This is a genomic window from Actinomadura sp. NBRC 104425, from assembly GCF_030269545.1.
GTDB lineage: Bacteria > Actinomycetota > Actinomycetes > Streptosporangiales > Streptosporangiaceae > Spirillospora > Spirillospora keratinilytica.
Genome location: NZ_BSTN01000026.1, coordinates 25,011 through 38,497, shown reverse-complemented (window position 1 = coordinate 38,497; position 13,487 = coordinate 25,011). Strand labels below are relative to the sequence as shown.

11 protein-coding genes, 1 tRNA gene and 1 pseudogene are annotated in these 13,487 nt (G+C 70.2%); 4 read left to right on the top strand and 9 right to left on the bottom strand.

Features of this window, described 5'->3' with window-relative positions:
• Window positions 1-54: 54 nt before the first annotated feature.
• Both QSK22_RS27495 and QSK22_RS27490 read left to right on the top strand, forming a co-directional pair.
• Entirely contained in the window at window positions 55-1,020 is a 966-nt protein-coding gene (locus QSK22_RS27495; RefSeq protein WP_285497302.1) for a helix-turn-helix domain-containing protein, read from the top strand.
• Entirely contained in the window at window positions 1,017-3,437 is a 2,421-nt protein-coding gene (locus tag QSK22_RS27490; protein WP_285497301.1) for a VIT domain-containing protein, read from the top strand. Before QSK22_RS27495 ends, QSK22_RS27490 begins: the two co-directional genes overlap by 4 nt.
• Before the next feature lie 366 nt (window positions 3,438-3,803).
• On the opposite strand, the gene QSK22_RS27485 is transcribed toward QSK22_RS27490, so the two are convergent.
• Genes QSK22_RS27485 through QSK22_RS27475 form a run of 3 tightly spaced genes read right to left on the bottom strand, consistent with a single transcriptional unit; the run spans window position 3,804 to window position 6,045 of the window.
• Window positions 3,804-4,355 (bottom strand): TetR/AcrR family transcriptional regulator, encoded by a 552-nt coding sequence (locus QSK22_RS27485; protein ID WP_285497300.1) that lies wholly within the window; start codon window positions 4,353-4,355, stop codon window positions 3,804-3,806.
• A 49-nt stretch (window positions 4,356-4,404) separates the two neighbouring features.
• Window positions 4,405-4,848, bottom strand: coding sequence for a Rossmann-fold NAD(P)-binding domain-containing protein (locus QSK22_RS27480; protein ID WP_285497299.1), 444 nt, complete (start codon window positions 4,846-4,848; stop codon window positions 4,405-4,407).
• 24 nt (window positions 4,849-4,872) lie between these two features.
• A complete protein-coding gene (locus QSK22_RS27475; protein ID WP_502872378.1) occupies window positions 4,873-6,045 on the bottom strand; it encodes an RNA-guided endonuclease InsQ/TnpB family protein in 1,173 nt (390 codons plus the stop codon).
• 32 nt (window positions 6,046-6,077) lie between these two features.
• Here QSK22_RS27475 and tnpA (QSK22_RS27470) point away from each other — a divergent pair.
• Window positions 6,078-6,489 (top strand): annotated as a pseudogene (gene tnpA, locus QSK22_RS27470) (IS200/IS605 family transposase).
• A 49-nt stretch (window positions 6,490-6,538) separates the two neighbouring features.
• Here tnpA (QSK22_RS27470) and QSK22_RS27465 read toward each other — a convergent pair.
• From QSK22_RS27465 to tnpA (QSK22_RS27445), 4 genes are all read right to left on the bottom strand, one after another.
• Window positions 6,539-7,117: an SDR family NAD(P)-dependent oxidoreductase gene (locus QSK22_RS27465; protein WP_285497297.1), complete on the bottom strand. Its 579-nt coding sequence runs from the start codon at window positions 7,115-7,117 to the stop codon at window positions 6,539-6,541.
• A gap of 56 nt (window positions 7,118-7,173) precedes the next feature.
• Window positions 7,174-7,884 carry an MMPL family transporter gene (locus QSK22_RS27460; RefSeq protein ID WP_285497342.1) on the bottom strand — a complete coding sequence of 237 codons (711 nt, stop codon included), beginning with the start codon at window positions 7,882-7,884 and terminating at the stop codon, window positions 7,174-7,176.
• A complete protein-coding gene (locus tag QSK22_RS27455; protein WP_285497296.1) occupies window positions 7,851-9,215 on the bottom strand; it encodes an MMPL family transporter in 1,365 nt (454 codons plus the stop codon). Before QSK22_RS27455 ends, QSK22_RS27460 begins: the two co-directional genes overlap by 34 nt.
• 1,333 nt (window positions 9,216-10,548) lie before the next feature.
• Window positions 10,549-10,965, bottom strand: a complete 417-nt coding sequence (gene tnpA / locus QSK22_RS27445) for an IS200/IS605 family transposase (RefSeq protein WP_285497295.1) — start codon at window positions 10,963-10,965, stop codon at window positions 10,549-10,551.
• 23 nt (window positions 10,966-10,988) lie between these two features.
• On the opposite strand from tnpA (QSK22_RS27445), the gene QSK22_RS27440 reads away from it, so the two are divergent.
• Complete coding sequence (locus tag QSK22_RS27440; RefSeq protein WP_285497294.1) at window positions 10,989-12,188, top strand: RNA-guided endonuclease InsQ/TnpB family protein; 1,200 nt, start codon at window positions 10,989-10,991, stop codon at window positions 12,186-12,188.
• A 279-nt stretch (window positions 12,189-12,467) separates the two neighbouring features.
• On the opposite strand, the gene QSK22_RS27435 is transcribed toward QSK22_RS27440, so the two are convergent.
• Both QSK22_RS27435 and QSK22_RS27430 read right to left on the bottom strand, forming a co-directional pair.
• Window positions 12,468-12,830 carry a tetratricopeptide repeat protein gene (locus QSK22_RS27435; RefSeq protein ID WP_285497293.1) on the bottom strand — a complete coding sequence of 121 codons (363 nt, stop codon included), beginning with the start codon at window positions 12,828-12,830 and terminating at the stop codon, window positions 12,468-12,470.
• A gap of 563 nt (window positions 12,831-13,393) precedes the next feature.
• Window positions 13,394-13,466: transfer RNA gene (locus tag QSK22_RS27430), tRNA-Thr, on the bottom strand.
• Window positions 13,467-13,487 lie beyond the last annotated feature (21 nt).

Below are 13,487 nucleotides of genomic sequence, written 5' to 3'. Positions count from 1 at the left end.
ATCCGAACCGAGACGATGTTGACAGTGTCACGATGACAGTGTCATCATCGGACCATGGCAGGCACCTGGACGATCAACGAACTGGCCGAGCGGGCCGCCGCCGCCCTGTCGGCGGGCGATCCGCTGCAGGTCAGCGGCCGGGTGCGCGACCTGCCCAACGAACGGCTGATCCGCTGGTACACCACGATCGGACTGGTCGACCCGCCACTCGGACGCCGCGGCCGCACCGCCCTGTACGGCCAGCGGCACCTGCTGCAGATCGTGGCCGTCAAGCGGCGCCAGGCGGCCGGCCGCACGATCGCCGAGATCCAACTCGAACTGGCGGGCGCCACCGACGACACCCTGCGCGCGATCGCCCAACTCCCCGAGGCGCCGACCGACACCGAGACGACGAAGGAAACCCCGCCGCCAAGCCGCTTCTGGGCCACCCGCCCGGCCGCCCCCGGCACTCCCGCGGACGTGGCCTGGAGAGCCGACATCCGCCACGCCCCGGATACGGGCGCCCCGCCCTCCCCACCGAGCCCGGCGCCCGCGGCCACGACCAGCCGCCGCGGCCACGTCGCCGCATCCGCGGCAACCGGGAGCGACCGCGCCGACTCGCCTGTCAAGCGGAAGGGCGCCCCGTCCCCAGGCATCGCCCGACCGCAGAGGGGTGCCGCGCCCGCAGGGGCACCAGGGGCTGCCCGGCCCACCGCCTCATCCCTCGACGTGCCCTCCTCGCCCGCCACAGGGCACGACTCACACCAAGACCGCACCGCCACGGCCGCAACGGTGCCGAGCGGTAACGCGGCACCGCTGGACGACACCGCCGCAGGCCCGGTCGGGCACGAACACGCCTCGCTCGTCCAGGGCGTGCGCCTGGCCCCCGGCCTCACCGTGTTGCTCGACGCCCCGACGCTCAGCCAGGACGACCTCGCCGCGATCGCGGACGCCTCCCGTCCGCTGCTCGACGAGTTGCGGCGCCGCGGGCTGCTCGCCCCCTTGGACACGCACATCGACCCCTCCGGGAGGCCTCAGTGACCGTGCACATCAGTCCCCTGCCCGACTCCTCGGCGCCACCGGATCCCGAGGGCGGGCTCGGCGCGCTGGCCACCGAACGGGGGAACCTGCCGCTCGACTCCGTCGACATCAAGGCCTCGATCACCGGGCTGGCCGCGGGAATCGAGCTGACGCAGGGGTTCCGCAACCCGTTCGACGTGCCGTTGGAGGCCACCTACGTCTTCCCGCTGCCGGACCGCGCCGCGGTCACCGCGCTGCGCATGGAGGCCGCCGACCGGGTCGTCGAGGGAGTGCTCAAGGAACGGGAGCAGGCGCGCCGCGACTACGACGCCGCCATCGCCGCGGGCCGGCGGGCCGCCATCGCCGAGGAGGACCGCCCCGACGTGTTCACCATGCGGGTGGGCAACATCCTGCCCGGCGAGCGCGTCACCATCCGGCTGGCCTTGAACCAGCCGCTCCCCTACGAGGACGGCCAGGCGACCTTCCGCTTCCCGCTCGTCGTCGCCCCCCGCTACATCCCCGGCACGCCGCTGGACGAGCCCCCGGTCGGAGACGGTGTGGCATCCGACACCGACGCGGTCCCCGACGCGTCCCGGATCAGCCCTCCGGTGCTGCTGCCCGGCTTCCCCAACCCGGTCCGCCTGTCGATCAGCGTGGACGTGGATCCGGCCGACCTGCCGCTCACCGAGATCCGGTCCGCCCTGCACGTGGTCGCCGAGGAGAGCGAAGGCGAGCGCACCACCATCCGGCTCCGCCCCGGCGAACGGCTCGACCGCGATTTCCTCCTGCGCCTCTCCTACGCACCGCAGGAGACCGCCTCGCTGACGCTGGTTCCGGACGAAGAGACCGACGAGGGCACGTTCACGCTGACCGTCCTGCCGACCGGACGGCACCGTCCCCGGCCGCGCGACGTCGTGCTCGTTCTGGACCGGTCCGGCAGCATGCACGGTTGGAAGATGGTCGCGGCCAGGCGCGCGGCCGCCCGGATCGTCGACACCCTCCGCAGCACCGACAACTTCGCCGTGCTGGCGTTCGACAACGTAGTGGAACGTCCCCCGCACCTGGGCCGGGGTCTGCTGCCGGGCACCGACCGCAACCGGTTCCGGGCGGTCGAGTTCCTCGCCACACTCGAGGCGCGCGGCGGCACCGAGATGATCGGCCCGCTCACGAACGCGTGCGACCTGCTGCGCGACTCTGGATCCGACGACCGGGTGCTGATTCTGATCACCGACGGCCAGGTCGGCAACGAAGACCAGATCCTCGCCCACCTGGGGCCCCGGCTGCACGGCATCCGGGTGCACACCGTCGGCATCGACCAGGCCGTCAACGCGGGCTTCCTGCACCGGCTCGCGCATGTCGGCCAGGGGCATTGCGAGCTGGTCGAGTCGGAGCGCCGGCTGGACGAGGCGATGGAACACATCCATCACCGCGTCGGCGCCCCGCTGGTGACAGATCTGCGTCTGGTCCCCGAGGGTTTGCGCCTCGTCCCCGACACCGTGACCCCGAGCCGCCTCGGCGCCCTGTACCCGGGCGTACCGCTGGTGATCTCGGGCCGGTTCCAAGGCCCGCCCCGAGGAAGCCTGACCGTGCACGGCGTGACGCCCGAGGGCGCAGCATGGCGGCTGCGCTCCACCGGCGTCGTCTCATCCGACGGCGCCGTCGTCTCCCTCTGGGCCCGCGCCCACCTGCGGGACCTCGAAGACCGCTACCTCGTCTCCGGCTCCGCCGACTTCGAACGCCAGATCGTTGACACTTCCCTTCGCTTCGGTGTCCTGTGCCGCTTCACCGCGTTCGTCGCGGTGGACAGCCGAGTCGTGGCCGAAGGGGGAGCCCCCCACCACGTGGTGCAGCCGGTCGAACTCCCGGCAGGCTGGTCCGCCCCCGCCGCCCCGATGGCCGCCTACAGCGCCGCGATCCCCGGCCCCGGAGGCCCCCTCCCACCCGCCGGCGCCCCACCTGCCGGACCCGCACCCGCAGGGGCCCCACCGGCACCCGCAGGGCCCCCACCCGCATACGCGGGCCCGCCTCCCGTCGCGCCGAGCAGCGCCTACATGCCGGCCAAGGCACGACCGAGGCGCGCGAGGTCCGCTCCCAACCCCGTCCCACGCCGACGCGCCGCCCGCACCGACACACCCGAACTTGACGAGACACGGGAACGGCTCGCCGACTACCTGCGGCGGCTGACCTCGGCCCCCCACGCCGACCAGGCCCTACTGGCCGAACTGCTGGCCTTTCTGGAGGCAGCCGTTCCACGCCTCGAATCCGGCGGCACCGACGTCAGCGCCCTGTCGGCACTGATCAACGACCTGCACGCCGTCCGCACCCCGCTCGACGCCCCCGGCCTCCAGCAACTCTGGAACCGGACCATCACGGTCCTGACCGACATCACCGGCCAGAAACCCCGCTCAAAGCGCCCCTTCTGGAAACGCACCCCCTGACCGACCGGCCCCACCCACCCAACACCGCCCCCAGCCGCTACGGCCGGACCGTGTTGCCCGTCGGCCCTCAGCCCCCAGGCCAACCCGCTGTATCCAGCCGAACTGGAACGGCGGCGCGGCATGCACATGGAGGTCACCTTCCGCCTTCGACCCGGCCGACCACCGGGGCCGCCATGCCCTGGAGTGCGGCCCCAGCCGCCCCGAGCGCCACCGAGCCGCACCCACCCGCCACCACAAGCCCGCTGTCCGCTCGGCCATCGGTCCCGATGGGCGGGCGGCCGGTTGCGGCGGTGCAGCGGAACGCACGCGTGCACGCGTGCGTTCCGCTGCACCGTGGCCCAGGAGAAAGCGGCGGGTGTTCGTGGTTCAGGCCTCCGGGCAGGCGAGGGCGCCTTCCAAAAAGATCTTCGTGACGGCCGCACTGGCCTCTTCGACACCGAGGCGACCCCGCAGGACGCGGATGACCGAGCCTTCCAGCAGGCCCGCGTAAACCTCGATCAGCGTCCTGGTCGACAGATCCGGGCGGAACGTTCCCTCGGCGGCGCCGCGTTCGAACAGCTCGCCGATGGGTGCGGTCAAGGCGTGATCGGCCTCCCGCGCCATGTCCGGTGGCTTGTTGAAGATCACCAGACCGCGGTATTTGGCGGCGGCGCCGACCATGGCGCGGGTCAGCCTGGCCACGGCCTCGGGCACCGGGACGGCGTCCAGCCGGGCGTCGGCGATGCGCTCGGCGAGCTCGCCCAGCGCCGCATCCGTCAGCGCCCGCAGCAGCGCGTCGCGGTTGGGGAAGTACCGGTAGAGCGTTGCCCGCGCCACACCGGCGGCCGCGGCGATGTCGATCATGCTGGCCTGTTCGCCGCGCTCGGCGAGCACCCTCGCGGCGACCTCGAGCAGGCCGGCCGCGACGTGGTCGCGCATTGCAGGGTTCCTCGCCATCGGCGCATAGCGTATCGGCGGGTGGGCGGGGTCACCGACCGACGTCGGCGTCGCGGACGAACTCCTCGACGAACTCGGCGGAGACGTCCCAGAGCCGTTCGGCCAGGACGGGATCGTCGGCTTGAGGGTTGGTCTTCCCGGGATGGAATCCATGGAAGTAGGTACCGTTCGGGGCCGGTACCTCGGGGGCGGACGCGAGCCAGACCAGTGGTTTCGCGCCGTCCTCTGAGGTGAGCCGGAACCGGCGCAGCAGCGGCATGTCGAACAGGGGACTCACCCGGGAGTCCTGGGCGAACCGGGGATAGGTCGTTTCCGGTCCGCGCGGGCCGCGGACGTCCGCGGCGGGGTGGAACGAGTAGGCCGCGACTTCCGGGTAGCGGCGGACCAGTTCGCGGGTGACATGATGTTCATCAGCTTGGTGGTGGATTGACGTCCTCCCCGCCTGAAGGGCGGGGATTCCTGCCGTGCCGCTCATGCGGCACCTCGGTGGGTTCCTGCTTCAGCGACCTGCGCCACTGCAAGCGGTGGTCTTACCCGGTCTCCACAGGCGTTTTGGCCTCTCCGCCCGCCCGGCGGCGAGGATGTTGCGTGCGGCGTTGACGTCCCGGTCGTGCACGGCGCTGCAGGCCGTGCACGTCCACGAGCGGACGTGCAGGGGTTTGGGGCCGTCGAGCACACCGCAGGTCGAGCAGACCTGCGAGGTGGGCTCGAAACGGCCGATCGTGACCAGCGTCCGGCCGTACCGGGCGGCCTTGTACTCCAGCATCGCCACAAACGCAGACCAGCCCGCGTCGTGCACGCTCTTGGCGAGCCGGGTACGCCCGAGACCGGACACCGCAAAATCCTCCACATACACCGCTTGGTTCTCGCGGATGATGCTCGTGGAGAGCTTGTGCGCAAAGTCCCGTCGCGCGTCCGCGACACGAGCGTGCGCCTTCGCAACGCGGGCGCGGGCCTTGGCCCGGTTCGCGCTGCCCTTCTGCTTGCGTGACAGGGCCTGCTGCGCCTTGCGCAACCGTCGTTCGGCGCGGCGCAGGAACCGCGGGTTGGCGATCTTCCGGCCGTCCGACAGCACCGCGAAATGCGTCAGCCCCAGGTCGATACCGGCCTCGGCGGTCGTTTCCGGTAGCGGCTGGCTGGGGGTTTGGACGACGAAGGAGGCGAAGTACCGCCCGGCCGCGTCCTTGACCACCGTCACGCTGGACGGTTCGGCGGGCAGATCCCGGGACCACTTCACCTTCAGGTCGCCGATCTTCGGCAGGCGCAGTTCGCCGCCCGCCGTGACCTGGAACCGGGCGTTGCGGGTGAACCGGATCGCCTGCCGGTTGTCCTTGCGGGACTTGAACCGAGGCGGAGCGACCTTCGGTCCTTTCCGCTTGCCGGTGACGGAGGCGAAAAAGTTCCGGTAGGCGGTGTTCAGATCGGCCAGCGCCTGCTGCAGCACCACCGCCGACACCTCGCCCAGCCAGGCGCGCTGCGGGATCTTCTTCGCCTCGGTGATGACCCTCGTGGACAGCTCGGCATCGGAGATGTACGGCAGCCCGGCCGCGAGGGCTTGCTGCCGTGCGCGCAGGGCGTCGTTGTACACCACCCGCGCGCACCCGAACGCCTTGGCCAGGGCTTGACGCTGGCCTGGTGTCGGGTAGAGGCGGTAGTTGTACCGGAGCTGCACGCCACAATTTTACCGATGCTTACCCTTGGTTTATGGCTGAACTGGGAGATATCAGAGCTGGTAGACACTGTATTTTCGCTCTGCACGCCCCTTTTGGTTTTCGTGACCAAGTTCCGGCATCCGGTGTTCACCGGAACGCATCTGAAGCGCATGGCATGCGCAACGTCTGCGCGGACTTCGAGTGCGAACTGGCCGAGTTCAACGGCGAGGCCAACCACGTGCACCTGCTGGTGCACTTCCCGCCGAAGGTCGCCCTGTCCCGGCTCGTCAACTCGCTGAAAGGGGGTGTCCTCCCGGCGGCTGCGACAGGAGTTCCCCGAGCCGACCCGCCACTACTACCGGGCGAACAAGCTGTGGTCGGGCTCCTACTTCGCCGGGAGCGTGGGCGGAGCGCCGATCAGCGTCCTGCGCCAGTACATCGAGCAGCACAACCGCCCGGTCTGAACCAGGCAGACACTGGACCGCCCGGAGCGATCCAGCTTTCCCTGCCCCGCTACGCCAGAGGGTCCGCTTCACCCCCGGCCTGAAAGCCGGAGCACTGCCGACGAACTGGGTAGCAGATCCACCCGCCGCCGTAGCGGCGCCGCCGCCACTCCAGGTCGTCGAGCTTGAGACGCCCGAACCGGTTGCCCAGGCTGGAGGTCGTCACCACGCGGGCCGGCGTCGCCCGGCCGCCTTCCCGAAGGCGCGGCAGGAGCAGCATCGTGAGCAGGAACGGCGCCAGATGATTGGCCTGGAAGGTGAGTTCGTGGCCGTCCCGGGTGTCCTGGCGCTGGGAGACCAGCCCGCCGGCGTTGTTGGCCAGGACGTCGATCCGCTCGCACCGGTCCAGCAGTTCGCCGGCGAGCCGCCGGACCTGCGTCAGATCGGCGAAGTCGGCGATGAGCGGCTCGGCTCCGATCTCGGCGGCGATCGCCGCGGTGCGCTCGGGTGAGCGTCCGCCGGGAAGCACGTTGGCTCCCTGCGCGGCCAACCGGCGGGCCGCGGCGGCGCCGATGCCGGAGCTGGCGCCGGTGATCACCACGGTCTTGCCGGTCATGTCGTGCTGCGTGTCAGACAGGGTCTTCTTCATGGCACTCCGTCCGGGCAGATACGGAACTTGCGGAGGTCGCGCACGGCGGACGCGCCTCAAACGGGGGTGGTGTGAGGTTGCCGCTGGTCGTCCGTGCGGCCGGCGGTGAGCCGGGCGCCTTCGACGTCGATGTCGGGCAGGATCCGGTCGAGCCCCGCGGGCAGCCACCAGGCGGTGCGGCCGAGCAGGTGCAGGACGGCCGGCATGACCGTCATCCGGACGACGAAGGCGTCGAACAGGGTCGCGGCGGCCAGGGCGAAGCCGATCGACTCGACCATTGGGTCCGGGGAGAGCATGAAGCCGGAGAAGACGGCCACCATGATGATCGCGGCAGCCGAGATCACCCGCGCTCCGTGCCCGACGCCCGTGCGGACGGCCGTGGACGGGTCCTCACCATGCGCGTGCCCTTCGCGGACTCTGCTGACGAGGAACACCTGGTAGTCCATGGCCAGCCCGAACACGACACCGACCAGGAAGATCGGTATAGCGCTGAGGATCGGGCCGTGGGCACCGAACTCGTCCCCCAGCCACCCCCACTGGAACACCGCGACCACCGCGCCGAACGTCGCCGCGACGCTGAGCAGGAACCCCAGCGCACCCGTCAACGGCACCAGAATCGACCGGAAGACCAGTGTGAGCAGCAGGAACGCCAGGCCGACGACGATGCCGAGATAGGGCGTGAACGCATCCCCGAGCTTGGCGGACATGTCGATATTGAGCGCCGTCTGACCGGTCACGGCGATGTCCGCACCGGTCTCGGCCCGGATCCGGACCGCCTGAGCGCGGATCTGCGAGACGAGCTCCTCGGTCGCCCGGCTGCTCGTCCCCCGTCCGGGATGACCGTGAGCAGCGCGGTGTCTCCAGCCCGGTTGAAGGTGGGCCGGGTGACGGTGGCGGTGTGACCGAGCCGGGACACCGCCCCGGACACCTGGCGCACCGCCCCGGCCCGGTCTCCGCTGGTGGCGACGTCCACCACCAGGATCAGCGGGCCGTTGAAGCCCTCCCCGAACCCGTCGGCGAGCAGGTCGTAGGCCTTGCGCTGGGTGGTGTCGGCGGGCGCGGTTCCGTCGTCGGGCAGGCCGAGCCGCAGATCGAGCGCCGGCACCGCGACGACGAGGAGACCGGCCGCCCCGGCGGCCAGAGCGAGCACCGGATGCCGGGTGACACCGCGCGCCCAGCGCGTCCCCATGCCGCCGGTGTCCGGACGGCGCCTCGGCAGCACCCGCTGTCCGGCGAAGCCCAGCAGTGCTGGGATCAGGGTCAGCGCGATGAGCACGGCCACGACCACGGTGACCGCGGCGGCCAGTCCCATCTGGGTGAGGACCGGGATGCCCACCACCGCCAGCGCGGCCAGCGCGATGACGACGGTGAGCCCGGCGAACACGACGGCCGATCCGGCGGTGCCGAGCGCCCGTCCGGCGGCCTCCGGGCCGTCGTGGCCGGACGCGCGTTCGTGGCGGTAGCGGGAGACGATGAACAGCGAGTAGTCAATGGCCACCGCCAGCCCGAGCATGAGCGCGAGGGTCGGGGTGGAGGCGTTGAGGTCGACGAACCCGGTGGCCGCCGTCACCCCGGTCACGCTGATGGCGATACCGAGGACCGCCGTCAGCAGCGGCAGCCCGGCGGCGACCATCGACCCGAACGTGACGACCAGGACGATCCCGGCCACGACCAGGCCGATCGCCTCGGTCAGGCTCTGCTCCGCAGACTCTTCGGCAGCCTCACCGCCCATCTCCACCGTCAGCCCGGCGGCCCGGGCGGGCTCCACCGCCCGCTTCAGCGCCTGACGGTCGGCGCCGGTGAGGTCGGGTGCCGCGACCTTGTAGGTGACCTGGGTGAAGGCGATGGTGCCGCTGGGGTTCACCGTGTGCGCGGCGACGTCCGCCACCCGGGGGACACTCCGCAGATCGCGAACCACACGCTCGATGGCGGCCCGCTCAGCGGCACCGTTCAGTGTCCGACCACCGGGCGCGGCGAACACGATGCGGGCGGTGGCGCCGTCCACAGCCGCCTCGGGGAAGCGCTCGGCAAGCCGATCCATCGCCCGCTGCGCCTCCGTGCCGGGGATCGAGAAGGTGTTGGTGGTGGTCCCGGACACCGTCGCAGCTCCGACACCGGTCACCCCCAGAAGGAGCAACCACAGCACGACGACCAGCCGACGACGACGAAACGCGAACCGACCGAGCCGGTGAAGAAGGACGGCCACGAGAGGACTCCCGTGCGGTAGACACTATGACTCGTTCACGAGACAGTATGTCTCACGATGAAGCGGCCGTGTCAATCGCACGGACGAGTGGGGCCCTCCAAAGGTGAGGGGCACCAGCGTGTCCGCCGGTCACCGCGGTGACCCGGCAGTTGCGGGCTGTGTCGAAAGGACATCGCGCTGCCCTGACAGTGCCGGGACGACCTCGTACCCGACCGGTCCGGGTAGGCGCCGACAAGGCCACTCCTGTCGCGCAAACCGGGTCCATCTGCCCTGCGCGGCATCAGCGCGACCATCCCGCACACCAGCCGACCAGACGCCACCGCGAACGGCCCGGCAGCAACGGCGGCCGGCCACCGGCATTCTGCGGACCGGTCTACCCGCTGTGAGAGACGAGACGGACCGGTGTTCTGATCAACGGCGTGTCATTTCGCACGGGTGCGGCACCTCAACGGGAATCATGGACTGCGACTCCGTCCGTACGGAATGCTGGTGGCGGCAATGTCGCGGTCGGTCTTCCAGGGACGGGTCTCAGTGGAGAACAAGGACGATCTCCCGGTGTGCGGCCACTGTGCCGGATCGGGCGAAGTCACCTACGAGCGGCCGCAGAAAGAGAACGACGGTTCGATCACATGGCGCACGAGCGTGGAGAACTGCCACGTCTGCCGGGGCACTGGAAAGTGCCGATGAAAACCAAGCGCGCACGTTGTGGGAACGTGCCATGCGAGTGGTGCGACAGCGACGACCGAGCATGCCGGTTCTGCCACGGGTCGGGGTGGTGGCGTCCGGAGCGCCCGCATCAGACGGCCGAAGGTGAGCTTTCGTGGGCGCGTGTGGACGAGCCCTGTCGCATGTGCGGCAACACCGGCAAGGAGCACAACGCCCTGAGCGCCCCTCCGACGTACTGAAACCCGGGGGATCTTCCGGGAGGCACGGCGCATGCGAAGCGCCGGCCCCGTCCGCCACGCACACGGCAGCCTGCCCGCCGCCCCGCACCAGCCTGTCCTGCTGAAGCGGTCACCGTCCGCTTGGGCGCGGTAGCGCACCGTCCATACCAGACGCACACCGCACCAACCGAGCCCGAAAGCAGCAGCCCCACTCCCCGAAGCAGCACCCGCTACCGGGCTTGTCCGCAGTGCTCCGGCCTTCAGGCCGGGGGTGAAGCGGACCCTCCCGCGTAGCGGGGCAGGGAAAGCCGATCCGCCAGGCGGATCGGCGTCTTGGCTGGTCAGACGGGGCGGTTCTGCTGCTCGATGTACTGGCGCAGGACGCTGATCGGAGCGCCGCCCACGCTCCCGGCGAAGTAGGAGCCCGACCACAGCTTGTTCGCCCGGTAGTAGTGGCGGGCCAGCTCGGGGAACTCCTGCCGCAGCCGCCGGGAGGATACCCCTTTCAGCGAGTTGACCAGCCGGGACAGGGCGACCTTCGGCGGGAAGTACACCAGCAGGTGGACGTGGTTGCTCTCGCCGTTGAACTCGGCCAGCTCGCACTCGAAGTCTGCGCACACGTCCCGCATGATCTGCTCCATGCGCTCCAGGTGAGTGCCGGTGAACACCGGATGCCGGAACTTGGTAACGAAAACCAAGTGGGCGTGCAGGGCGAAAACACAGTGCCTACCGGTTCTTATGTCTCCGTACTCGGCCATGAACCAATGGTAGGGTGATCGTCGTGCAGCTCCGGTACAACTTCCGCCTTTACCCGACTCCGGGCCAGCGTCAGGCGTTGGCCAAGGCGTTCGGGTGCGCCCGGGTGGTGTACAACGACGGACTGCGCACACGCGAGGAGGCCCGCACGGCCGGGCTGCCGTACATCTCCGACGGGGATCTGTCCAAGCGGGTCATCACGGAGGCGAAGAAGACCCCCGAACGCGCCTGGCTGGGCGAGGTGTCCGCTGTTGTGCTCCAGCAGGCGCTGGCCGACCTGAACACCGCCTACCGGAACTTCTTCGCCTCGATCACCGGCAAACGGAAAGGACCGACGGTCGCTGCGCCTCGGTTCAAGTCCCGCAAGGACAACCGGCAGGCGATCCGCTTCACCCGCAACGCCCGGTTCCAGGTCACGCCGGGCGGCGAACTGCGCCTGCCGAAGATCGGCGACCTGAAGGTGAAGTGGTCCCGCCGTCTGCCGTCCGAGCCGTCCAGTGTGACGGTGGTCAAGGACGCGGCGGGCCGGTACTTCGCCTCCTTCGTCGTCCAGGCCCCCAGCCAGCCGCTGCCGGAAACGGCCGCCCAGGTCGGTATCGACCTGGGGCTGACGCATTTCGCGGTGCTGTCGGACGGCCGGAAGATCGCCAACCCGCGGTTCCTGCGCCGCGCCGAACGACGGTTGCGCAAGGCGCAGCAGGCCCTGTCACGCAAGCAGAAGGGCAGCGCGAACCGGGCCAAGGCCCGCGCCCGCGTTGCGAAGGCGCACGCTCGTGTCGCGGACGCGCGACGGGACTTTGCGCACAAGCTCTCCACGAGCATCATCCGCGAGAACCAAGCGGTGATGGTGGAGGACCTGTGCGTGAAGGGCCTGGCCCGCACCCGGCTGGCGAAGTCGGTTCAAGACGCGGGCTGGTCGGCGTTGGTGAGCATGCTGGAGTACAAGGCCAACCGGTACGGCCGGACGCTCATCAAGATCGGCCGGTTCGAGCCCACCTCCCAAGTGTGCTCTGCCTGCGGCGTGCTCGACGGCCCCAAGCCGCTGCGCGTCCGCTCGTGGACGTGCGCGGCCTGCGGCACCCGGCACGACCGGGACGTCAACGCCGCACGCAACATCCTCGCCGCCGGGCGGGCGGAGAGGCTAAACGCCTGTGGAGCGCAGGTAAGACCGGGGCATGCCCCGGCACAGCGCGAGGAAGCAGGAACCCACCGAGGTGCCGCATGAGCGGCACGGCAGGAATCCCCACCCTTCAGGGCGGGGAGGACGTCAACGCACTGGCTGGGCCGCACCCCGGAGGCGGCGCCCTCACACGCGTATCCGGTCCACCCGCCACAGGCCACCGAACACGCCTGTCCCCCAACGTGAGCCGGCCCCCCTTTGGGATGCAGCGACTCATGCACGTCGGCACACCGATGATGGAGGACGCGGTGCAGCGGATCAGGCGGGCTCCGTGGGCCGTGCCCAAATGCAACGAGAACTGCAACTGTGCTTGCGTTCCGTCTCTCAGTCAGGGTCTCCGAACAGAGCTTTCAGGTGGGCGGCGTATTGCTGAAGTGCCCGCATCGTGGGGTGCCCCGTCCCGAGAGCAACCGATGCGATCTGTTCAGCCCGCTTGATCGCGTCGAGCGCTTCGGCGGCTCGGCCTAGAGCACGGTAGGAGGCGGCCAGGTTTCCCAGGATGATGGCGGCGTCCGGGTGGTCGGGGCCCGACGCCGCCTCGATGATGGCAACTGCGGTGGTGAGCATGGTGTGGGCGCGCTGGTACTCGCCCTGCGAGATCAGGAAGATGGCGGTCTTGTTGGGAGGTGGCTCCGAGTTGTCGGGGCCGTTGGCCGGTCCGGTAGTGGCGGCTGACTGCTTCGACATGTGGGGCCAGAAAACGCCAGAGGGGCCAGGCGTTCACCTCGGTGATGGGGTCACCTGAGGGCATGGCGTTCTAGAGCCAGGCGAGTGCGGTCCGGCGTGCTGTGTCGTTATCGGGTTGGTGCCGTAGGGCTAGGACGGCTGCTTGGGTGAGGCGGTGCATCCTCACCGTCCGGTCGGTTCGGCCCACCATGCGTGCAAGGCCGGCACCCCCCAACGCCTCGTCGGCCTCTTCATTGCCGCCGCAGAGGACGCTGCGGAGGGATGTCGTCGGGGGCGTAGTGGGCGAGGACCGCAGCCGGCTCCACCGCGTGGCGGGGCGTCGCGAGCCCGGGTGCCACCACGCTTCTCCTGGCGGGCGTCCCCGTCCACATCGTCGCGGCTCGGCTGGGGCATGCCGACCCGGCGATCACGCCGCGGGTCTACCGCACATCGTGGGGCCGTCGAGGAGCAGACGGCGGAGATCTTCGCGGACGCGCTGAAGAACGCGACGTGATCCGCTCCTGTTAGCGAGGGCGTTAGCACAAGGGGCCCCTTCCATGCTCGGAAGGGGCCCCTGACCTGGGAGCCGCCTGTCGGAATCGAACCGACGACCTGCTCATTACGAGTGAGCCGCTCTGCCGACTGAGCTAAGGCGGCGTGCCGTACCGGAGTCTACCG